The sequence below is a fragment of the Amycolatopsis sp. NPDC004079 genome, assembly GCF_040610415.1.
In the GTDB taxonomy this organism is placed as follows: domain Bacteria; phylum Actinomycetota; class Actinomycetes; order Mycobacteriales; family Pseudonocardiaceae; genus Amycolatopsis; species Amycolatopsis halotolerans.
The window spans coordinates 1-21,558 of record NZ_JBEXMH010000090.1; the positions used below are offsets into that span (position 1 = coordinate 1).

General features: G+C 70.1%; 18 protein-coding genes. 13 read left to right on the forward strand and 5 right to left on the reverse strand.

The genetic code is table 11. The features are described from left to right. The first annotated feature begins 283 nt into the window (after nt 1-283). From ABZX37_RS44685 to ABZX37_RS44705, 5 genes are all read left to right on the forward strand, one after another. Nucleotides 284-1,543, forward strand: a complete 1,260-nt coding sequence (locus ABZX37_RS44685; RefSeq protein ID WP_354750380.1) for a sensor domain-containing protein — start codon at nt 284-286, stop codon at nt 1,541-1,543. Nucleotides 1,544-1,567: 24 nt separating this feature from the next. After that, nucleotides 1,568-2,212 carry a response regulator transcription factor gene (locus tag ABZX37_RS44690; RefSeq protein WP_043834330.1) on the forward strand — a complete coding sequence of 215 codons (645 nt, stop codon included), beginning with the start codon at nt 1,568-1,570 and terminating at the stop codon, nt 2,210-2,212. A 16-nt stretch (nt 2,213-2,228) separates the two neighbouring features. Then, entirely contained in the window at nt 2,229-2,639 is a 411-nt protein-coding gene (locus tag ABZX37_RS44695; protein WP_354750383.1) for a YjbQ family protein, read from the forward strand. Nucleotides 2,640-2,669: 30 nt separating this feature from the next. Then, nucleotides 2,670-3,371 (forward strand): haloacid dehalogenase-like hydrolase, encoded by a 702-nt coding sequence (locus ABZX37_RS44700; protein WP_354750425.1) that lies wholly within the window; start codon nt 2,670-2,672, stop codon nt 3,369-3,371. Between the two features lie 233 nt (nt 3,372-3,604). Then, nucleotides 3,605-5,776 carry a DUF2156 domain-containing protein gene (locus ABZX37_RS44705; RefSeq protein WP_354750385.1) on the forward strand — a complete coding sequence of 724 codons (2,172 nt, stop codon included), beginning with the start codon at nt 3,605-3,607 and terminating at the stop codon, nt 5,774-5,776. On the opposite strand, the gene ABZX37_RS44710 is transcribed toward ABZX37_RS44705, so the two are convergent. Both ABZX37_RS44710 and ABZX37_RS44715 read right to left on the reverse strand, forming a co-directional pair. Beyond that, nucleotides 5,716-6,717: a hypothetical protein gene (locus tag ABZX37_RS44710; protein WP_354750387.1), complete on the reverse strand. Its 1,002-nt coding sequence runs from the start codon at nt 6,715-6,717 to the stop codon at nt 5,716-5,718. The genes ABZX37_RS44705 and ABZX37_RS44710 overlap by 61 nt on opposite strands. A 5-nt stretch (nt 6,718-6,722) precedes the next feature. After that, nucleotides 6,723-8,471: a proline--tRNA ligase gene (locus ABZX37_RS44715; protein ID WP_354750389.1), complete on the reverse strand. Its 1,749-nt coding sequence runs from the start codon at nt 8,469-8,471 to the stop codon at nt 6,723-6,725. Between the two features lie 124 nt (nt 8,472-8,595). On the opposite strand from ABZX37_RS44715, the gene ABZX37_RS44720 reads away from it, so the two are divergent. Continuing rightward, complete coding sequence (locus tag ABZX37_RS44720; protein ID WP_354750391.1) at nt 8,596-8,952, forward strand: VOC family protein; 357 nt, start codon at nt 8,596-8,598, stop codon at nt 8,950-8,952. Nucleotides 8,953-9,408: 456 nt separating this feature from the next. Here ABZX37_RS44720 and ABZX37_RS44725 read toward each other — a convergent pair whose 3' ends face one another. Continuing rightward, nucleotides 9,409-10,374 (reverse strand): GNAT family N-acetyltransferase, encoded by a 966-nt coding sequence (locus tag ABZX37_RS44725; protein WP_354750393.1) that lies wholly within the window; start codon nt 10,372-10,374, stop codon nt 9,409-9,411. Between the two features lie 66 nt (nt 10,375-10,440). Here ABZX37_RS44725 and yaaA point away from each other — a divergent pair, with 66 nt between their 5' ends. After that, complete coding sequence (gene yaaA / locus ABZX37_RS44730; RefSeq protein WP_354750395.1) at nt 10,441-11,184, forward strand: peroxide stress protein YaaA; 744 nt, start codon at nt 10,441-10,443, stop codon at nt 11,182-11,184. 28 nt (nt 11,185-11,212) lie between these two features. On the opposite strand, the gene ABZX37_RS44735 is transcribed toward yaaA, so the two are convergent. Further along, the gene (locus ABZX37_RS44735) at nt 11,213-12,760 is read right to left on the reverse strand and encodes an NAD(P)/FAD-dependent oxidoreductase (protein WP_354750397.1); all 1,548 of its coding nucleotides are present in this window, start codon (nt 12,758-12,760) and stop codon (nt 11,213-11,215) included. A gap of 83 nt (nt 12,761-12,843) precedes the next feature. On the opposite strand from ABZX37_RS44735, the gene ABZX37_RS44740 reads away from it, so the two are divergent. Both ABZX37_RS44740 and ABZX37_RS44745 read left to right on the forward strand, forming a co-directional pair. Next, nucleotides 12,844-13,830, forward strand: coding sequence for an aldo/keto reductase (locus tag ABZX37_RS44740; protein WP_354750399.1), 987 nt, complete (start codon nt 12,844-12,846; stop codon nt 13,828-13,830). Nucleotides 13,831-13,893: 63 nt separating this feature from the next. Continuing rightward, nucleotides 13,894-14,037 (forward strand): hypothetical protein, encoded by a 144-nt coding sequence (locus ABZX37_RS44745; RefSeq protein ID WP_354750401.1) that lies wholly within the window; start codon nt 13,894-13,896, stop codon nt 14,035-14,037. A 65-nt stretch (nt 14,038-14,102) separates the two neighbouring features. On the opposite strand, the gene ABZX37_RS44750 is transcribed toward ABZX37_RS44745, so the two are convergent. Beyond that, nucleotides 14,103-14,705 carry a helix-turn-helix domain-containing protein gene (locus ABZX37_RS44750; RefSeq protein ID WP_354750403.1) on the reverse strand — a complete coding sequence of 201 codons (603 nt, stop codon included), beginning with the start codon at nt 14,703-14,705 and terminating at the stop codon, nt 14,103-14,105. Between the two features lie 91 nt (nt 14,706-14,796). Here ABZX37_RS44750 and ABZX37_RS44755 point away from each other — a divergent pair, with 91 nt between their 5' ends. From ABZX37_RS44755 to ABZX37_RS44770, 4 genes are all read left to right on the forward strand, one after another. Further along, nucleotides 14,797-16,320 (forward strand): FAD-dependent oxidoreductase, encoded by a 1,524-nt coding sequence (locus tag ABZX37_RS44755; protein WP_354750405.1) that lies wholly within the window; start codon nt 14,797-14,799, stop codon nt 16,318-16,320. A 186-nt stretch (nt 16,321-16,506) separates the two neighbouring features. Then, the gene (locus ABZX37_RS44760; protein WP_354750407.1) at nt 16,507-17,463 is read left to right on the forward strand and encodes an RIO1 family regulatory kinase/ATPase; all 957 of its coding nucleotides are present in this window, start codon (nt 16,507-16,509) and stop codon (nt 17,461-17,463) included. Nucleotides 17,464-17,784: 321 nt separating this feature from the next. Then, nucleotides 17,785-19,512, forward strand: a complete 1,728-nt coding sequence (locus tag ABZX37_RS44765; RefSeq protein ID WP_354750409.1) for a DEAD/DEAH box helicase — start codon at nt 17,785-17,787, stop codon at nt 19,510-19,512. Nucleotides 19,513-20,233: 721 nt separating this feature from the next. Then, a complete protein-coding gene (locus ABZX37_RS44770) occupies nt 20,234-21,400 on the forward strand; it encodes an 8-amino-7-oxononanoate synthase (protein ID WP_354750410.1) in 1,167 nt (388 codons plus the stop codon). The last annotated feature ends 158 nt before the right edge of the window (nt 21,401-21,558 follow it).

Below are 21,558 nucleotides of genomic sequence, written 5' to 3' on the forward strand. Positions count from 1 at the left end.
ACCCCGATACGAAGCCTTCTCTGCGGTTGGGGGGTGCTTGTCAAGGCATCTTTCCCGCCTTGACAAGCACCCCCGAACCGTCAGCACACTCAACCTTCGGGGTGCCCCACGCAACCAGGGCAGCAATGTCGCCGCCAGGCGACGAGGTAGGGCTACCCCCCGCCCCACCACACAGGCCATCCCGGTACCACCCACCCCCAAAACCCGGCAAACTCAACCACGTGACCACCCGCCCGCACCGCCGCAGCCACGACCTCCGCGGCCCCGCGCTCCAGGTCACCCGGTGAACCCCACCCTCCGCAGCCTCTGGCCCGCCACCCCGCGCCAAGCCCTCCGCGAAACCGCCTGGCTGGCCATCACCGGCCCCCTCCCCCTGCTCTCGACGGTCCTCCTCCTAGCCGGAACAGCCGTCGGCATAGCCCTGACCCCCGTCCTCGCCGGACTCCTCATCCTCACCGGCGTCCTCCGCGGCGCAAGACTCTTCGGCGGCCTCCACCGCCGCCTGGCCGCAAAACTCCTGAACCTCCCCCTCCCGCCCCCGCCAAGAACCGACCTGGCCCCAGGCCTCTGGAACTGGCTCACCGCCCGCCTAGGCGACCGAACAGCCTGGCGATCAGTCGCCTACCTCCTGGTCCGCCTCCCCTTCGGCCTCCTGGCCATGATCGGCTCCGGCGCGCTCGGCTTCTTCGGCTTGGCATCCTTCACCTATCCGCTCACCTGGCTCCTCGAGACCAGACCCGGCCACGGCCTGCCGGTCTTCAACATCGGGAGCTTCAGCTGGCTGGGCTCCCTCGGCTGGTGTCTCCTCGGCATCGCCGTCCTGACCGTCTGGCCCGCCGCAGTGCACCTCCTCACCGGAGTAGACCGCCTTCTCCTCCGCGCCCTGGCAGGCGACCCCGGCCTCCGCGAACGAGTCCGCTTCCTCGAAGAAACCCGAGCCACTGCCCTCGACGAAGCAGCGGAGCAACTCCGTCGCATCGAACGAGACCTCCACGACGGCGCCCAAGCCCAGCTAGTCGCCATGGCGATGAAACTGGGCCTGGCAAAAGAAGAACTAGCCACCGAAACAGTCGACCTCGACCAAATCCGCACCCTGGTCGACACCGCCCACAGCAACGCCAAACAAGCCCTCGTCGAACTCCGTGACCTGGCCCGCGGCATCCACCCCGCAGCACTGGACAAAGGTCTGAGCCTCGCACTGTCCACATTGGCCAGCTCGGCCGACTTCTCCGCGACAGTCTCAGTAGAACTAAGCCGCCGCCCACCCCCGTCGCTGGAAACAATTGTCTACTTCGCCGCCGCCGAACTCATGACCAACGCGTCAAAACACGGTGCCGGACGATGCACAGTCCTGGTCGAAGATCGCGAAGACGTACTACGGCTGACCGTCGTCGACCACGGCCCCGGCGGCGCCGCGATCATCCCCGGCGGCGGACTGTCCGGAATCGCCGAACGGCTCCGCCCAGCAGACGGCGAACTGACCGTCTCGAGCCCGAACGGCGGCCCGACCGTAGTCACCGCGACACTCCCGCTGCCCCGCTAAACTCGGTGAAATGAGGGGGAAACAGTGCGGATCGTGATCGCGGAGGACTCGGCAATCCTGCGCCAGGGCCTGGTCGAACTCCTGGGCCTGCGCGGCCACGAGGTGGCAGCGGCGGTGAAGAACGCCGACGACCTCCGAACCGCCGTCCGCGAGCACCGGCCCGATGTGTCCATTGTGGACATCAGAATGCCGCCGACCCACACCGACGAAGGCCTGCGCGCGGCAATTGACCTGCGCGCCGAACGGCCCGGCTGCGCGATTCTCGTCTTCTCGCAGTACGTCGAAACCAACTACGCCAAGCAACTCCTCGCCGGAGAAGCAGGCGCGGTCGGGTACCTGCTGAAAGACCGCGTCGCCGAGGTGTCGGACTTCCTCACCGCGCTGGAACGCGTCGCGGCCGGAGAGACTGTCCTCGATCCGGAGGTCGTCCGCCAGCTGTTCGCGACCACCGGCCAGGCCGGTCCGCTGGCCGAGCTGACGCCGCGCGAACGCGAGATCCTCGGGCTGATGGCGCAAGGCAGGTCGAACTCGGCGATCGCGGCCGAGGCGTTCCTGTCGGCGGGCTCGGTCGAGAAGTACGTGACGAGCATCTTCGGCAAGCTGGGCCTGCCGCCGTCGGACGGGCACAACCGGCGCGTCCTCGCCGTGCTCCGCTATCTCGATTCCTGACGCCTACCCTGACGGTATGTACTCCACCGAGATCGAGGTGCACACCGGCGGCACCGCCGTCGTGCACAACCTGACCCGGGAGGCCGAGAGGTTCCTGCGCGACGCCGACGCCACCGACGGCCTGCTGCACGTGTGGGTGCCGCACGCGACGGCCGGGCTCGCGGTGCTGGAAACCGGCGCGGGCAGCGACGACGACCTCCTCGCCGCGCTCGACGACCTGCTCCCCCGCGACGACCGCTGGCGCCACCAGCACGGCACCGGCGGACACGGCCGCGACCACGTGCTCCCCGCGTTCCTCCCGCCGTACGCGACCGTGCCGGTGCTCGGCGGCGTGCTGCTGCTCGGCACCTGGCAGTCGGTGTGCCTGGTGGACACCAACGTCGACAACCCCGTCCGCCGGGTCCGCTTCAGCTACCTCACCGGCTGATCCCGCCGTAGCATCGCGGACGTGACAGCCATTCGCGCGCACCGGCTGGTGCTCTGGGACATCGACCACACGCTCGTCGACTACACCGGGCTCGGGGTCGGCTGGTACGGCTCGGCGCTCGCCGCGGCGACCGGGGCGCAGTTCCGCACGCACCCGGATTTCGGCGGCCGGACCGAACGCGCGATCACCGCCGACGTTTTGACCTTGCACGGGATCGAACCGGACGAGGAAACCATCCAGCGGATGTGGCGGGAGCTGATCGCGGCCGTCGAACGCGCCCGGGAAACGCTGCCCGAGGAAGGCCGGGCGCTCGACGGCGCGGCGGCCGTGCTCGCCGATCTCGCCAAGACCGACGGCGTCGTGCAGAGTCTCGTCACCGGAAACCTGCCGGAGATCTCGCTGCACAAGCTCGCCGCGCTCGGTCTCGACGAGCATCTCGATCTGGAGATCGGCGGCTACGGTTCGCTTTCGCCGCACCGTGCGGATCTGGTCCCGCACGCCGTCAAAGCCGCGGAAGCGAAGCACGGCAAGGAATTTCCCGCGGAATCCGTAGTGATCCTCGGGGACACTCCGAACGACATCGACGCGGCGCTCGATTACGGCGCGGTGGCGATCGGCGTTGCTACTGGCCGGTTTTCCGTAGGACAATTGACCGAAGCGGGCGCACACCAGGTTTTGCCGGACCTCGCCGATCTGTCCGCGGTCCGCGCCGCAGTGCTCGGACTGCCCTGAGGAGAGCGACCGGGATCACTCGTTCGGGCGACTCTGGTGTCAACCCCTGTTCCGGGTCGGACGAGCCGCTCATTAGCCGAATGCCAACCCGTTTTCCCTGGTCAGCGCATTGGCCCTCGCCGAAGGTCAGTCTTGGGACCAGGGTCGGGTCCCCCTGGGGTAGCAGTCCCTTAGGGGGAGAAGTAGGTCCGACGGGCGATGACCGCTTAAGATCGCCGCGCCAAACTTTCCCCATGACGATCGCACAGGGGGGAACCGGCCTCGTGGCCGGAGAGGCACGCGGACGGCTAGCGGTGCTGTGGAACCGGATTCCGTTCACGACGACCGTCGTGCTCGCGATCATGATCGTGGGGGTCGCGACTGGCTCGCTCTGGCACGCCGCCGAGCACCAGCACGCTTTCCACTACTACGCCTACGGCCTCCCGTCGCTCGAGCACGGCCGCTGGTGGACGCTGTTCACCGGGCCGTTCTACGCCCTGCGCCCGTGGTTCTACCTGCCGATGGCGGGAAGTTTCGCGCTGATGGCCGGGTTCGCCGAATGGCACCTGGGCACCCGGCGCGCGATGGCGGTGACCATCGGCGGGCAGCTGGTGTCGACCGTCGTCGCGGTGCAATTCCTCGAACTCTCCCGCAATTCCGGCTGGGCCTGGGCCGACCGGATCTCCGGCACGCTCGACGTCGGCTTCTCCGGCGGCGCGCTCGCCGCGATCGCCATCACCAGCGCGACCCTGCGCACGCCGTGGCGGCTTCGGCTGCGAGCCGGGCTTTGCGTGTACGCCGGAGTAGCGATCGTTTATGTCGGCACGCTCGCCGACCTCGTGCACTTCTTCGCGCTCGTTCTCGCGCTCCCGCTGGGCCGACGGCTCGCCGGACCCGCCGCACGCAATGCCAACAAGCCCTCGCTGCGCGAATGGCGGCTGCTCGCGTCCGCCGGTTTGGTGCTGCTGGTCGTCGCCGAAGTGGTGATGTGGCTGGTTCCCGGCGACGGACCGTTCGGCTCGTCGGACTCGATCTCGTTGTCCGGCAACGAACTTCTCCCGCTGTGCATCGTCGCGGTGCCGATTCTCAACGGATTGCGCCGAGGTTCGCGGTTCGCCTGGCGGTGCGCGATCGCGCTGTGCGTGCTCGCCGCGTCGCAGATGGCGGTACTGGCCGGGCTCGTCGCGATCACGCAACTGATCCGCGAGGACTACGACCTCAGCAGCCCGCCGCTGTTCATTGTGGACAATCTCTTGTGGACAGTCGAGCTGGTGCTGCTGATCTCGGCCCGGCGCGCGTTCCGGGTGCCCTCGCGGCGCAGGCGGCGCAAGATCTTCCGCGGCGGACCGGACCCGGCCTTCGCGCGGCTTCTGCTGGGCCGCAACGGCGGCAGCACCATCTCGTGGATGACGACCTGGCCGCAGAACACCTACTTCGTCGCCTCCGACGGCACCTCGTACCTGGCGTACCAGCGGCACGCCGGCGTCGCGGTGGCGCTCGGCGACCCGGTCGCGCCGGACGGGACGAGCGACCGCACGCTGCGGGAATTCTCCGCGATGTGCGAGAACACCGGGCTCGTGCCGTGCGTCTTCTCGGCGACCGCGGGGACCGTCGCGCAGACCGCGAAACTGGGCTGGCAGCACGTCCAGGTCGCCGAGGACACGTTGGTGGACTTGGAAAACCTGGAATTCCGCGGCAAGGCCTGGCAGGACGTGCGGACCGCGCTGAACCGCGCGAAGAAGGACGGGATCGAGTTCCGGCTGGTGCGGCTGGCCGAACAGCCGTGGTCAATCCGGGAACAGGTGCGGGCGCTGTCCGAGGAATGGATCTGCGACAAGGGCCTGCCGGAGATGGGCTTCACGCTCGGCGGCGTGGACCAGGCGATGGACCCGGCGACGCGGGTCGGTCTCGCGGTCGACGCGGACGGCACGGTGCACGGCGTGACGTCGTGGCTGCCGGTGCACACCGGCGACGGCGAGGTCGGCGGCTGGACGCTCGACGTGATGCGCCGCCGCGCGGGCGGATTCCGGCCGGTGATGGAGTTCCTGATCGCCTCGACCTGCCTGGCGTTCCGCGAGGAGGGCGCGAAGTTCGTGTCGCTCTCGGGCGCGCCGCTGGTCCGCAGCAACGACAGCACGCCGCGGCAGATGGTCGACCGGATGCTGGACGCGCTGGGTTCGATGATGGAGCCGTACTACGGATTCCGTTCCCTGCACGCGTTCAAGGCGAAGTTCCAGCCGCGGCACGAGCCGTTGTACCTCGCTTACCGCGACGAGGCCGACCTGCCGCGGATCGGGATCGCGCTGGGCCGCGCGTATCTGCCGAATGCCGGGCTGATGGACTTCGCGAAGCTGGCGCTGCGACGTCAGCGGGTGGTCGGCGGCGGCGTGGTCGTGGACCGGTCCGCGGCCGGGACGGCGCGGTAACTGTGCAGAATCCGGACGAGGTCGTCGCGGGACGCGGAACCCGGGCGGCCTTGTTCGGAGTACGCGACCAGCACGGCCGACCTGTCGCCGGCGCCGAGCGCGAGCGCCCCGACCAGCACACTCCGTGGCTGACACGGCGCGTTGCTCGGGGCCACTTCGGCGACCACGAGCGTGCCTTCGCGGCTTTCGTTCTCAATCTTGACTTCGGCCTTCTCCGGCGCGCCAGGCGTCACCTTCGCGGCCGGAGCGCCTTCGCCGGTGTACGCGCTGATGCCCAAGTCGGTGACGGCCTTGCGAGCGGCTTCGGCGGCGTCGCTAGTCTTCTCGGTGGTGAAGCCCGCGCCGCCGACCTGGCCGACCGGGTCTTCCTTGCAGTTGCCCTGGCCGAGGAACGCGCTGGTGGTCAGGTTGATCCCGGACGATCCGGCGACCGGGTCCCAGCCGTGCAGCGTGGTCGGTGCCGGTTCCCAGGACGGCGGCACGTCGTATGCGTAGCTGCCGTCTTTGCCCGCCACTGACTGCCATCCCGCGACCACCGGCGGCACGACGACCTTGGGGTCCGGCTGGTAGGTGCGCGGAGTGCGGGGCGTGTCGTCCGTGCTGGCGGAGTGGTGATTCTTGGCAGTGAAGACGTTGTAGCCGAATATCCCGATCATGATGAGGATCGGGACCGCTTTCACCAGCCGGAGGTTGGTTTTGCGGGGCGTGGATCGCCGGAGCTGTGCCGGGGTGAGGGTTTGCCGCAGGGGGTCCGCGCCCTCTTCAGACGGCGGAGTGCCCTGCGGCTGCGGGGCTGGTTCGGACGGCTTCGGCGCCGTTTTCTCGTACCCGGCGCTCGGGAACTTAGGCGCGTCAGACGGCTGGTACCCGCCGAAGCCGCTCAGCGCGGCGTTGTCCTGGTACCCGCCGTCGTCGCGGCGTTTGCGTCCGAACCAGCCCACGGGCTTCAGCCGCGGACGAGCTTCGCGAGGTGGTCGACGACCGAGTCGACGACGATCTCCTCGCGTTCGCCGGTGCGCCGGTCCTTGACCTCGACCAGGCCGTTCGCGAGGCCGCGGCCGACGACGAGGATCGTCGGGACGCCGACCAGTTCCGCGTCGGCGAACTTCACGCCCGGGGTGGCCTTGCGGTCGTCGAGGATGATTTCGAGACCGGCGGCGTCGAGTTCGGCGGCGATCTTCTCCGCGCCCTCGCGCACCGTCTCGTCCTTGCCCGCGATGACCACGTGCACGTCGAACGGCGAGACCTCGCGCGGCCACACCAGGCCCTGCTCGTCGTGGTTCTGCTCGGCGAGCACGCCGACCAGGCGCGAGACGCCGACGCCGTAGGAGCCCATGGTGATCCGGACCGGCTTGGAGTCCGGGCCGAGCGCGTCGACCTCGAAGGCGTCGGTGTACTTGCGGCCGAGCTGGAAGATGTGCCCGATCTCGATGCCGCGCGCCGCGACGAGCGTGCCCTGTCCGTCCGGCGACGCGTCGCCCTCGCGGACCTCGGCGGCCTCGATGGTGCCGTCCGGCGTGAAGTCGCGGCCGACGACCAGGTCGAGCACGTGGTGGTCGCGCTTGTCGGCGCCGGTCAGCCAGGCGGTGCCTTCGACCACGCGCGGGTCGACGAGGTAGCGGACGCCGTTCTCCTGCAACCCCTTCGGGCCGATGTACCCCTTGACGAGGAACGGGTTCTTCGCGAAGTCGGCTTCCTCGAGCAGCTCCACCTCGGCAGGCTCGAGCGCCGCTTCGAGACGCTTGAAGTCCACCTCGCGGTCGCCCGGGACGCCGATGCCGAGCAGCTCCCACTCCTTCGCGCCCGGCTGGCGCGTCTTGACCAGGACGTTCTTCAGCGTGTCCGCCGCGGTGAACTCACGGCCCAGCCCGGCGGCGTTGAAGAACGCGACGAGGGTCTCGATGGTCGGCGTGTCCGGGGTGTGGTGGACCTGCGCCTCGGGCAGCCCCTCGATCGGCCGGGCGGCGGGCGCGGGCGTGACCACGGCTTCGACATTCGCCGCGTAGCCGGATTCGGTGCTGCGGACGAAGGTGTCCTCGCCGTTCTCCGCGACCGCGAGGAACTCCTCGGACGCCGAGCCGCCCATCGCGCCGGACGTGGCGGCCACGATGACGTACTCGAGGCCGAGGCGGTCGAACAGCTTGATGTAGGCGTCGCGGTGCTTCTGGTACGAGCTCTCCAGGCCCTCGTCGTCGAGGTCGAAGGAGTAGGAGTCCTTCATGACGAACTCGCGGCCGCGCAGGATGCCCGCGCGGGGGCGCGCTTCGTCGCGGTACTTGGTCTGGATTTGGTACAGCGTGACCGGGAAGTCCTTGTAGGAGCTGTACTCCCCCTTCACGGTGAGCGCGAACAGCTCCTCGTGGGTCGGGCCGAGGAGGTAGTCGGCTCCCTTGCGGTCCTTGAGGCGGAAGAGGTTGTCGCCGTACTCGGTCCAGCGGTTGGTGGCCTCGTACGGTTCGCGGGGCAGCAGCGCGGGGAACTGGATCTCCTGCGCGCCGATCGCGTTCATCTCCTCGCGCACGGTCTCCTCGACCCGGCGCAGCACCCGCAGGCCGAGCGGCAGCCACGAGTAACCACCCGGGGCGACCCGGCGGACGTAGCCGGCGCGCACCAGCAGCCGGTGGCTGGGCACTTCGGCGTCCGCCGGATCCTCGCGCAGCGTGCGGAGGAACAACGACGACATCCTGGTGATCACTGGGAACTCCCTGCGCTGAGCGGGTCTTAGATGTTTCGCACAGAGTAGTCAACCCCCCGGCCTCGACGCATGCGGGTTATCGGCGGGCACGGTTTTTGTCGGTGGTCGCGGTTAGCGTGCGGGCATGGGTTTGGAGATGGGCATGATCACCGTCGACTGCGCCGAGCCGCAGCGTTTGGCGGAGTTTTGGACGGCCGCACTGGGCGTAGCGGTGGCGGCGGACTACGGCGAGTTCGTGATGCTGGAGGGCCCCGCGTCGGGCGGCCCTCGGCTGGGGTTGCAGCGGGTGCCGGAGCCTCGGAGCGGGAAGAACCGCGTGCACGTGGACTTCGGCGCGGACGACCGGGAGGCCGAGGTCCGGCGGCTGGTGGGGCTGGGCGCGGTGGAGCTGGGGCGGCATCAGGTGCCCGGGCTGGAGTGGACGGTGCTGGAGGATCCGGAGGGGAATGTGTTTTGCGTGTCCGCGAAGGGGGCTCATTGAGGATGGGGTGAGCGCGGCTGAGGCAAGCGCGGCCGCCGTTGGAGCGGGTGCCGCTACCGGCCAGCCCGGCCGTCTGCGGACGCAGCTGCCAGCTGGCCGGGGTAGGCGGGGCGGTCGTGGGCGAGCGCACCGGTGCGCGGTCACGGGCAGGTTTCGCGGTGCACGTCGAACGCGCTGTTACAACGCGCTGTTACACGGTCATCGGCGAACGCCACGACCGGTGACCGCCCACGACCGTGACGGCGCGCTGGGCGCGGGAAGCCCGCGAACGCGACGGCACCCGACCGATGGGCGCCAGCGATGGCGAGATGGCCCATGGTCACCGCGACCGCGACCGCGACGGTGCCCGGGAACGCCACCGCACGCGGCGCGTCCACTGGCGAACGCCACCGCGCAAGGTCGCCAGCGAACGCAGCACCCAGGCGAAGCTGTCCGCGCAAGGACCTCGGGCAGCAGTCAGCCGAGCGGCAAAACGTAGCCGTAATTCCGCTCAGCCACCCGATACCCGCACCGTTCGTAGACAGCGAGCGCCCGGTGGGTGTTATCCACGTCCACCGACAGCGACGACCTCTCGAAGCCAGCCGCACGACCGGCCTCGAGGGTGTGTGCCAGCAGCGCCGACGCCAGACCCCGACCGCGGGCCTCCGCCAGGGTGCCGACGTAGTTGACATGCAGTTCCCGCACACCGGTCGCCGCCGCGTCCGCCTCGTAGAACGACGACATCACGAACGCCACGACCCGGTCCCGCTCCGGGGAAAGGAGGAGAAACGACAGCTCGGGCTGGAAGTCCTTGTTGCCGCGAAACCGGTGTTCCCACTCGTCCGCGGAGAGCCACGTGCTGCCCCAGTGCCCGGCGAACGCGGCGTTGCGCGCGTCGAGCACCAATGCGTCGTAGCGCTTCTCGCAGGCAACCAGCGGAAGATCGTCCGGAAGCGGCGGGGCCGACGACAGCGAGGCCAGGTCCGCGCGCATCTCCACAAAGGTGCGTTCCTGCTTGAACCCACCCCGTTCGAGCAGCGAGATGTACCAATGCTCGTTCTCGTGCGCCCCGGCGTGCAGTTCCAGCTTCGCGTCCGGGAAGTGCCGCGCGTGGACGCTCCGAGCCGTGCGCACAAGCCACTCCGTCAGCACCGAAGCGACCTCGTCGGTCCGATACTCTGGGTCAGTCAGCGACGCGACATGCGGCTGATGCACCGGATCGGCGGCGTCGCGGGCAATGACCAGCGCGTAGCTCACCAGCCGCGCCCCGTCCCAAGCGCCGACGCTCGCTCCAGGCAGATCCACCGACGGGCCCGACAGTTCCTGGCGCACATCGCCCTCGTCCCAGTGCTCGCCAGTGCGATCGGTTTCCTCCGCGACCGTGCAGAGCCGGGTGACCGCGCCGACGTCGGCGAGCGTGAGCGGGCGCCAGGTGAGTTCCATGCGAGCCAGAGTAAGGAGCGGCACACAGCCAACGCACCTGGATTACCCGGCAGTTACGCTCCGGGGGTGCTGGTGCTCCTCCCCCCTTCAGAAACCAAGGCCGACGGCGGCAAAGGCGCGCCGCTGGACCTGGACGCGCTGTCGTTCCCCGAACTGAACCCGGTGCGCGCCAAACTGGCCGACGCCCTGGTCGAACTGGCGGCCGACGTCCCCGCGAGCCTCGCCGCGCTGGGCATCTCCGCGCGCCAGGCCGACGAGGTCACCCGCAACGCCCAGCTCTGGACCTCCCCGACGATGCCCGCGCTGAGCCGCTACACCGGCGTCCTCTACGACGCACTAGACGTCAAAAGCTTCACCCGCGCCGGTCTGGCCAAGGCACAACAGCGACTGGCCGTCACGTCCTCCCTGTTCGGCGTCGTCGCAGCCACCGACCCCATCCCCGCCTACCGCCTCTCGGGCGGCAACACAGTGCCCGCACTGGGCACTGTCCGAGGCCTGTGGAAGCCGGTCCTGGAACCAGTGCTGCACGAGGTCGAAGGCCTGATCGTGGACCTCCGCTCCGGCACCTACGCCGCCTTCGCCAAGCTGCGCGCGGACGCGGTCACCGTCCGGGTAGTCACCGAAGACGCCAACGGCAACCGCACCACGGTGAGCCACTTCAACAAGGCCTACAAAGGAAAACTGGCCGCAGTACTGGCCACCTCGCGGAGTGAGCCGTCCACTGTGGACCAACTAGTGCGCGTAATCGCCAAAGCAGGCCTGACCGTAGAACGCACCGGCGACCACGCACTGGAACTGCTCACCGACTGAACCGGCACCCACAGGTCACGCGCGGTCTTCACCCTGTCTGCCCGCCGCTGGAACGCCAGCCGAGCACCGCCATCGCCGCGTTGTGCCCGGGAATCCCGCTCACCCCGCCGCCGCGAACCGCGCCGGCCCCGCACAGCAACACCCGCTCGTGCCGGGTCTCGACGCCCCAGGTCCCCGCCGTCTCGCCGTCGCCGTACGGCCACGACAGGTCGCGGTGGAAGATGTGCCCGCGCGGCAAACCCAGCTCCGCCTCCAGATCCAGCGGCGTTTTGGCTTCGATGCACGGGTTCCCGTCGCCGTCAAGCAGCAGGCAGTCCGAGATCGGCTCCGCGAGCACGCTGTCCAGCGACGCCACCGTGGCGCGCAACGCCTCCGCCCGCGCACCGTCGTTGTCCGCCTCGAATAGCCGGGCCGGCATGTGCAGGCCGAACAACGTCAGCGTCTGCACCCCGGCCGCTCGTTCAGCCGGACCGAGGATCGACGGATCAGTCAGCGAATGGCAGTAGATCTCGCACGGCGGCACCGTCGGGATCCGGCCTGCCGCGGCCTCCCGATGAGCAGTTTCCAGCTGGGCGAACGATTCGTTGACGTGGAAGGTCCCGCCGAACGCGTCGCGCGGATCGACTGCCGCGTCACGCAACCGAGGCAACCGCCGCAGCACCATGTTCACCTTCAACTGGGCCCCCTCCGGCGACTCCGCGGGCTCCTCGCCGAGCAACCGGGCGAGCGTGCGCGGCGCGACATTCGCCAGCACATGCCCGCCGGTCACCACGCGTTCCGTATCGCCTTCGCGGTAAAGAACTTCGCCATCCGGCGTCACCGACAGCACCTCCGCGCCGGTGGCCAGCCTCGCTCCAGCGCGGCGGGCCGCGTCCGCGAGCGCATCGGTGACCGCGCCCATTCCGCCGACCGGGACGTCCCAGTCACCGGTGCCGTTGCCGATGAGGTGGTAGAGCAGGCAGCGGTTCTGCCGAAGCCGCTCGTCGTCCGCGGCGGCGAAAGTGCCGATCAACGCATCAGTGAGCACAACCCCGCGCACAACATCATCCTGAAACAACCCTCGCAGCGTCTCCCCGACCGGACGCTCGAAAAACGTCTCCCACGCCTCGTCATCGCCGATCCGACGACGCAACTCAGCCCGCGTAAGCAACGGCTCAGTCAGTGAATCAAACGTCACCCCGGCCGCCCGCGCCGCAGCGGCATAAAACCGCTGCCAGGCAACATAATCCTGCGCAGACCCAGTAATCGCGCGAAAAGACGCACCAGTCCGCGACTCATCCCCCGTGTCGACAAGGAGACCCGTATCGCCAACGGGCGTATACGACGACATCCGCCGCCTCAGCAACCGGACGTCCAGCCCCAGCTCGGCCGCAATCCGCCGCGGCAACAAGCTAACCAGGTACGAATAGCGCGACAGCCGAACATCCACGCCAGGAAAAGCGCGGAACGAAACCGCCGCACCACCGATCTCCGCACGTCGTTCCAGCACCAGCACCGACCGTCCGGCCCGGGCCAGATAGGCAGCGGCGACGAGCCCGTTGTGCCCGCCGCCGACGATCACCGCGTCGTAGTCCACCGCCGCGAGCCTAATGCTTGACCCGGAGCGTGCTCCAGGTCTTAGCGTCGCCAACGACAAGATCCGGCGCAGAAGGAGCGACCATGACCGACGTCCCGACCCGGAATCTCGGCGGACTGACGGTTTCCGCACAGGGCTTGGGCTGCATGGGAATGAGCCACGGCTACGGCGCGACCGACGACGCGCAGTCGATCGAAACGCTGCACCACGCCCTCGACCTCGGCGTGACTTTCCTTGACACTTCTGACTTTTACGGCTCCGGGCACAACGAGGAACTCATCGGCCGCGCGATCGCCGGCCGCCGCGACGAGGCAGTGCTGGCCACCAAATTCGGCATCGCAAGCCGTCTCGGCGAACCGACCAAGGTCCGCGGCGATGCTGCCTACGTCCGCCAGGCATGCGAAGCCTCCCTGCAGCGGCTCGGCGTCGACCACATCGACCTGTACTACCTGCACCGCGTCGATCCGGACGTGCCGATCGAGGAAACCGTCGGTGCGATGGCGGAACTGGTGCGGGCCGGAAAGGTCCGGCACCTAGGGCTTTCCGAGGCGAGCGCGCAGACCGTCCGGCGCGCGCACGCGGTGCACCCGATCGCCGCGCTGGAGAGCGAATGGTCGCTGTGGACCCGCGACCTGGAAGCCGAAATCGCGCCCACCTGCCGAGAACTCGGCATCGGTCTCGTCCCGTTCTCCCCGCTCGGCCGCGGCTTCCTGACCGGCCGTTACCGCTCCACCGAAACGATGGCGGACAACGACGTGCGGCGCTACCAGCCGCGCTTCGCCGACGGCAACCTCGACCGGAACCTCGCGATCGTGGCGAAACTGGAGGAGCTGGCCACCGCGAAGGAGGTCACGACCGGACAGCTGGCGCTGGCGTGGGTGCAGGCGCGCGGCGAGGACGTCGTGCCGATCCCGGGCACGCGACGGAAGCAGTACCTGGAGGAAAACCTCGCGGCTCTGACCGTCGACCTGACCGCCGACGACCTCGCCGCGATCGAGGCCGTCGCCGCTCCGGAGAACTTCGCGGGCGAGCGCTACGACGCGGCGCACCTCGCGTTCGTCAACCGCTGACCTCGAGGCGACGCTGGACACCCGCTGTCCAGCGTCGCCTCGACTGGGCCGGGCGTGGCGGCTGTGCCGCGCGAAGTTGGCTGCGGATTGCCCGCGGAGATCGCCGACAGCACCGAGAACCTGACCCTCGACGAACTGCGCTCCGCCTACGCGGACCGGCTCGCCGCGGCCGATCTTCCCGGGCTCGTCGCCTCTGACGAGGTCTAGCGGACGCTGCCCGCCGCGACAGGCTTGGTGATGGATCCCTCGCCGAGGCGAGATCTGGCCGGGCTTCACTCGCTGACCATGCGCTCCACCACGTCGAACGCCTCCGTCAACCGCTCGCGGTGCGACTCCGCCAGTCCAGCCAGGTCCTCCCCCGCCAGCCGACGCCGGATCGTCGCCACCGCCACCGTCCGGTAAGCCGCCACCACCAACGCGGCGACCAACGCCGCGTCCCCGGAAAACCGCGCGTCCGCGGCGAGTTCCCCGGCCAGCTCGGACTCCATCTCGTACCCGAACGCGCGCAGCCGCGCGATCAGCGCGGGCGACTCCGCGACCGTCCGCATCAGCGGCTCGACGTCGCCGCCGACGCCGGACAGCACGTGCTGCTCCTCCGTCAACCGCAGCGCGAGCCGCCGAAGCGCCTCGACCACGCCGCCAGTCCGCGTCCGGACCGCCGACCGCACCAGTTCGATCGCCTCCGGCAAGCGGTCCAGCAGCAGGTCTTCCTTGCGCTCGAAGTGCGAGAACACCGTCACTTTGGACACCCCGGCCGCCGCGGCGACCTCGGCGATCGTGACCGCGTCGAACCCGCGCTCCAGGAATAGCCCGGTCGCGACCTCGGCGATCCGCGCCCGCGTCTTGGCCCCGCCTCGATCGCCGCGATTCGGCATGAGTTCACCCTTCCGTGCTACCTTTATCAGGTAAGCTTACCCAGTAAGCACACTTGGTAAGCCGTCGAGCAAGGGTAAAGGGGAGAACGTCATGGAGCGGACTGAGGTGATCGTCGCCGGGGCAGGGCCCACCGGGCTGTTCCTCGCCGGGGAGCTCGCGCTGCGCGGGGTGGGGGTGACCGTGCTGGACCGGTTGGAGGAGCCGGACCAGAACATCAAGGCCGGGTCGGTCAACGTGGCCAGCGCGGAGCTGCTCGACCGGCGCGGTCTGCTGCCCGCGGCGGAGGCGGCGCAGAGGCGGTTCCTCGCATCGGTCGGCACATTCGGCCCGACAGTCGAGGCCGCCAAGCGGGGAGGGCGCCGGTTCCTGGCCGCCGGACACTTCGCCGGGTTCCTGTTCGACAACGACCTGATCGATCAGAGCGACCCCGTGCTCGCCGCGCACCGGGCGGTGTCGAACGGGCTCGGCGTGCCGCAGCAGGAGGTCGAGCAGATGCTCGCCGAACACTGTGCTCAGCTCGGCGTCGACCTCCGGCGCGGGGTCGACGTGCACGGTGTTCAGACCGCCGACGAATCCGTGACGGTCGAAACGAGCGCGGGCGAGGTCACCGCGGGCTGGCTCGTCGCGGCCGACGGCGGGCGGAGCGTCATCCGGAAGCAGCTCGGCATCGAGTTCGACGGCACCGACCCGGAAATGACCGGCTACCAGGCCATCGCCGACTTCGAAGACGCGAGCGGCCTGCGTCCCGGCTGGACGTGGACCCCTCGCGGCGTCTACGCGTACGGCCCGGTCCCCGGCCGCATCTTCCTCAGCCGGTTCCGGCAGCCGCCGGAGGATCGCGACGTTCCGGTGTCGGTCGAAGAGCTGCAGGAAGCCGTCCGCGACGTCACCGGGGCGCCGGTCACCATCACCGGAATCCGCGGCCGGGCAACGCGGTTCACCGACAACGCGCGCCAGGCGCGGCACTACCGGCACGGCCGCGTGTTCCTGGCCGGCGACGCGGCGCACGTCCACTCCCCGCTCGGCGGACAGGGCCTCAACCTCGGGCTCGGCGACGCCGCGAACCTCGGCTGGAAACTCGCCGCGACCGTCCAGGGCTGGGCCCCGGCGGGACTGCTCGACACCTACGAAACCGAACGCCACCCGGTCGGCGCGGGGGTGCTCGACTGGACCCGCGCCCAGGTCGCGCTCCTGCGCGGAGACGAGCGCACCGAGCAGCTGCGCAAGATCGTCGGCGGCGAGCTGCTCCGGGTGCCCGCCGCGATGAACCGGATCGTCGCGCTGTCGTCCGGAATCCTGCAGCACTACGACGTGTCCGGCACTGCCGATGACGCTGCCGAACCGGTCGGCTCGATCGCCGGGGACGTCGAGCTGACGTCTGGAACCCGCCTCGCCGACCACGCGCACGACGGCCGGTTCGTACTCGTCGACCGCTCCCCCGACGGCCGATTCGCGGTGTCCGGCTTGGACGACCGGCTCGCGTACGTCGCCGATCCGGCCGGCGAACCGAGCCTCCTCGTCCGCCCGGACGGAGTGATCGTGTGGGCGAGTTCCGGGAGCGACGACCAGAAGCTCCTCGACGCCGCGCTCGCGCGCTGGGCGGGGGCGAAATAAATCAGTTGCGCGGTTTCGAGGCGGGCGGCACAGTGAGCGGCGTCCGGCGGGTTGCCGTCGGCTGCCGGAAGAAAGGGAGGTGCGTCGTGGAGATTGTCCGGGCGCTGTCCTGCCCTCTTCCGCCCGCCCGCCTCGGCTAGAGCACGCGCTCGCCCGGTGGGCACCCTGATCTAGGAGAACCCACCAGTGCGCGAGCACGATTTCGACGAATTTTCCGACGCCTCCGACTACACCGACCGCCGGATGCGCCGTCGCCCCAGCCACGACGACGGACCTGCCCCGGCCCGCCGGGGACGGCTCACCGAAGCGGAGCGAGTCCGGCTCTCCCAGCTTCGCGAAGACGCCTACACCGAAACCGAACTGCCCGACGGCGCCGACCGGTGGACCAACTGGGACGACGCCGACCAAGGCCCGCATCCGCGGCCGGACTGGGTGGTCACCGAACTCGCCGCGGTCGACACCGACCTCGGCGTGCTCAAGACCGGCAAGGAAGCGGATGTCCATCTGCTGCGCCGCAATCTTCCCGGCGAGGACGGCGTTTTGCTGGCGGCCAAGCGATACCGCTCAGACGAGCACAAGCTGTTCCACCGCGACGCGGGCTATCTCGAGGGGAGGCGGATGCGCCGGTCCCGCGAGATGCGCGCGATGGCCGGGCGAACCTCGTTCGGCCGCAACCTGATCGCCGAACAGTGGGCGGTGGCGGAGTTCGCCGTCCTCAGTCGCTTGTGGACGATCGGCGCGCCGGTGCCGTATCCGGTGCAGCGGCACGGCACCGAGATCCTGCTGGAGTTCCTCGGCGAATCCGACGGCACCGCCGCGCCGCGGCTGGCGCAGCTGCGGCCCGAACCGGATGAGCTGGCCGACCTGTGGGAGCAAGCCGTGTCCGCGCTGGAACTCCTGGCGGGACAAGGGCTCGCGCACGGCGACCTGTCCGCGTACAACCTCCTGGTGCACGAAGGTCACCTGATGGTGATCGACCTTCCCCAGGCGGTCGACGTGATCGCGAACCCGCGCGGCCGGGAATTCCTCGCCCGCGACGTCGCGAACCTCGCCGGCTGGTTCCACGGCCGGGGACTGTCCGAACGGGTCACCGACACCGATGACCTGGTGCGGGAACTGGAAAACGCGGCCGGGCTCGGCTGAGCGGGCGGGCGGGGCCGCGAGTGTGCGGCAGCGCACACCTGCGACCCCGCCCACAACCGCGCACCTGGGTGCGGGGCAACCGCTCTCTCTCAGGTAGAGTGTGTCAAGACCGCAACGGCGGCGTGGATGAGTTGGTGTCCGTCGCCTCCACAGTCCGCAGAAGGACTCGCGGCCATCCGAAGCAATTTCCGTCGGTGTGCCACGCCATGGCTCGGCGCACCGGGTCCGTCCCTGTGAACGCCCATCGCCACACCATCTTGCCCTGCCTGCGCGCGGGCAGCCCGGGCCTCCCTTGCGACGTGCCACGTCCGAGAGGCATTTGTGACAGTCACGTACGAACCCGGCCAGTCTTCCCGCTCCCGCGGGGACCGCCCCGAGCGCAAGCCGCGGCACCGGCCGGCCGGTGGAGACGTTCTCCACAACGACACGGTGGAAACCCCCGCCGTGAAGACCTTCGCCCAGCTGGGCCTGCCCGAGCCGCTGCTGCGGGCGCTCGCCGAGGCGGGCATCGACTCGCCGTTCCCGATCCAGTCCGCGACCATCCCGGACGCGCTGGCCGGCCGCGACGTGCTGGGCCGCGCCCAGACCGGCTCCGGCAAGACGCTGGCCTTCGGCCTGGCCATCCTGGCCCGGCTCGACGGCGGCAAGGCCCGCCCGAAGCGCCCCCGCGCGCTCGTGCTGGTGCCGACCCGCGAGCTGGCCATGCAGGTGGCCGACTCGCTGACCCCGCTGGCCAAGTCGCTCGGCCTGTGGTGCCGCACCGCGGTCGGCGGCATGTCCTTCGGCCGCCAGGCCGAATCGCTCGCCCGCGGCGTCGACCTGCTGATCGCCACCCCGGGCCGGCTGTCGGACCACGTCCGCCAGGGCACCGCCTCGCTCGGCGACTGCAACTTCATCGCGCTCGACGAGGCCGACCAGATGGCCGACATGGGCTTCATGCCGCAGGTCCGCGAGATCATGGACCTGACCCCTCCCGGCGGGCAGCGGCTGCTGTTCTCCGCGACACTCGACGGCGACGTCGACAAGCTGGTCCGGCAGTACCTCGCCGACCCGGTCACGCACTCGGTCGCGCCGTCGACCGCGAGCGTCACCACGATGGACCACCACCTGTTCCAGGTGTCGCACTCCGACAAGCAGGACATCATCACCCGGATCGGCGCCCGCGAGGGCCGCACGATCATGTTCGTGCGCACCAAGCACCACGTGGACCGGCTCACCGAGCGGCTGCGCGAGAGCGGCGTGCACGCGGTCGCCCTGCACGGCGGCAAGACCCAGGGCCAGCGCAACCGCGTCCTCGCCGACTTCAAGGAAGGCCACGCGGCGGTCCTGGTGGCCACCGACGTCGCCGCGCGCGGCATCCACGTGGACGACATCTCGCTGGTGCTGCACGTCGACCCGGCCGCGGACCACAAGGACTACCTGCACCGCGCTGGCCGCACCGCCCGGGCGGGCGCGTCCGGCATCGTCGTCACCCTGGTGACGCACGACCAGCGGCGCACCGTCCGCCGGATGACCGACCGGGCCGGCGTGCGCGCCGAGACCACGATGATCCGCACCCACGACGAGGACCTGTCGCGCATCACCGGCGCCCGCGAGCCGAGCGGCGAGCCGGTGGTGGAGCGCCGCCGGGAGTCCCCGCGCCGCTCCGGCGGCCGCGGCTTCGGCGGCGGCGACCGCGGCGGCTTCCGCGGCTCGCGTGAAGGCGGCGGCTACCGCGGTTCCCGCGAAGGCGGCCGCGGCGGCTACGGCTCCCGCGACGACCGCGGCGGTTACGGCTCGCGTGACGACCGCGGTTCCCGCGAAGGCGGCTACAACCGTGGCTCGTACGAGGGTCGCGGCTCGCGCGATGGCGGCTACGCCCGCGAGGGTGGTCGCGAAGGCGGCTACTCGCGCGAAGGCGGTCGCGAGGGCGGCTACGCACGTGAAGGCGGCGGCTACCGTGAAAACCGCAGCGGCGGTGGCGGTTACAGCCGCAGCCGTCAGCAGTCGCGCTCCGGCGGCAGCTTCGGCCGCCCGAGCCGCGGCCCGCGTCGCGGACACGACGCCTGATTGACGCTTGAACACTGAGAACGGCCCCGCTTCGGCGGGGCCGTTCTTCATTTCCGGGCAGGTTTCGGGCACAGGTCCGGTTCGCGCACCGCAACGGCCCGGCGCAGGCTCGCTGCCAGCCCGCGCCAGTCACCGCGCCCCGGAAGTCGCGCCCGGCGCAGCGGCCGTTGCCGCACCGGGCCTCGCCCACCGCAGCGATCGTCGCCGAACAGCACCATGCCCAGTGCGACAGGCGCTGCCCAACAGCAGCACGCCCGCCCCGCGGCCGTCGCCGCACAACGTCCCATCAAGCGAACACTTGTCGCCGAACAACGCCACGCCCAGCGCAACAAGCGCTGGCGAGCAACGCCACGCCGCCGCGACAGTCGCCGCCGAACAACATCTCGCCCAGCGCAGCAGTCGCTGCCTCGCCCGCCGCAGCGGTCCCTACCGAGCACGATCCCGCTCAGCGCAGCAACCACCACCAAACAACGCCCCGCCTGGCCGACCACGCTCCGCCAGCCAGCTATACGCCACAGCCGCAGCGGTCCCTATCGAGCACGATCTCGCTCAGCGCAGCGACCGTCGCCGAACAACGCCCCGCCCAGCCGACCACACCCCGCCAGCCAGCCACGCCCGGAACCGCCGCACCAGGCTGGTTTCCGTTGCCCCGCCCCGCTTCCCGGTGTTGCCGAGGCGGGGGCGGCAAACGCGCCACCCGGCCGGATGCGACACTGCCTGGGTGACTGACACTCCGCCGCTGCCGCCTGAGAACGTCTTCGACTGGATTGAAACCGAAGGCCAGCGGCGCGCGGAAGCCGGTCTCTCCCGGCGGATGAATCCGCGTCCGGCGCAGCACACCGCGCTCGACCTCGCTGGCGACGACTACCTCGGTCTCGCCCGGGACAAGCGCGTCGCCGGGGCAGCCGCCGCGGCCGCGTTGCGGTGGGGTGCCGGGGCGACCGGATCGCGCCTGGGCACCGGGTCCACCGAGCTTCACGCGGAGCTCGAGCACGAGCTGGCCCGGTTCTGCGGAGCCCAAGCGGCGCTGGTGTTCTCCTCCGGATTCACCGCGAACCTCGGCGCGGTGACGGCCCTGTCCGGGTCCGAGTCGGCGATCGTCACCGACAAGTACGTCCACGCGTCGCTGGTCGAAGGCTGCCGTCTGTCCCGCGCGGACATCGCGGCCGTCGAGCACTCGACTCCGTCGGCGATCAAGCACGCGCTGGCCACGCGCCGCAAACCGCGCGCGATTGTGGTCACCGATTCGGTGTTCTCCGCCGACGGTGAACTCGCGCCGCTGGGCGAACTCGCCGAAATCTGCCGTATGCACAGTGCCGCGCTGGTGGTCAACGACGCGCACGGCTTCGGCGTCCTCGGCGAAGGCGGCCGGGGCGCGGTGCACGCGGCGGGACTGTCGTCCGCGCCGGACGTCGTCACCACTCTCACGCTCTCCAACGCCCTTGGCGCGCAAGGCGGTGCCGTCGTCGGTCCGCGCCGGGTGATCCGGCATCTCGTGGACACCGCGCGCAGCTTCATCTTCGACACTGCCCTCGCCCCGGCCAGCGCCGCCGCCGCGGTGACCGCATTGCAGGTGCTCAAGTCCGAACCGGATCTGCCGGCGAAGGTCATCGAGAACGCCGGAAACCTGGCGATGGGGCTGAAGAACGCTGGTGTGCCGGTCGAACTGCCGGAAGCCGGAGTCGTCGCCCTCCAGACGCCGTCTCCGCAAGCGGCCACAGCGTGGGCAGAAGCCTGTGCGGAGCAAGGAATCCAGGTCGGGTGCTTCCGTCCGCCCGCTGTGCCGGACGGCGTTTCCCGGTTGCGTCTCACCGCCCGCGCGGACCTGTCCGAGGCGGACGTCGACCGCGCGGTGAAGGTCATCTCGGCGACCGCGCCTCGCGGCTGACCACAGCGGCGCATGGTGATGTGCGGGAACTTCCCGTCCTCGGCGACGAACCCGAACCGCGCATAAAGCCGCTGCGCGTCCAGCACGCGCTCCTCGGCGGCACAGCCGGGTCAGACTGCCCCGCCAAAACACGGCCGCGCGCCGTCACCGCCCAGCCA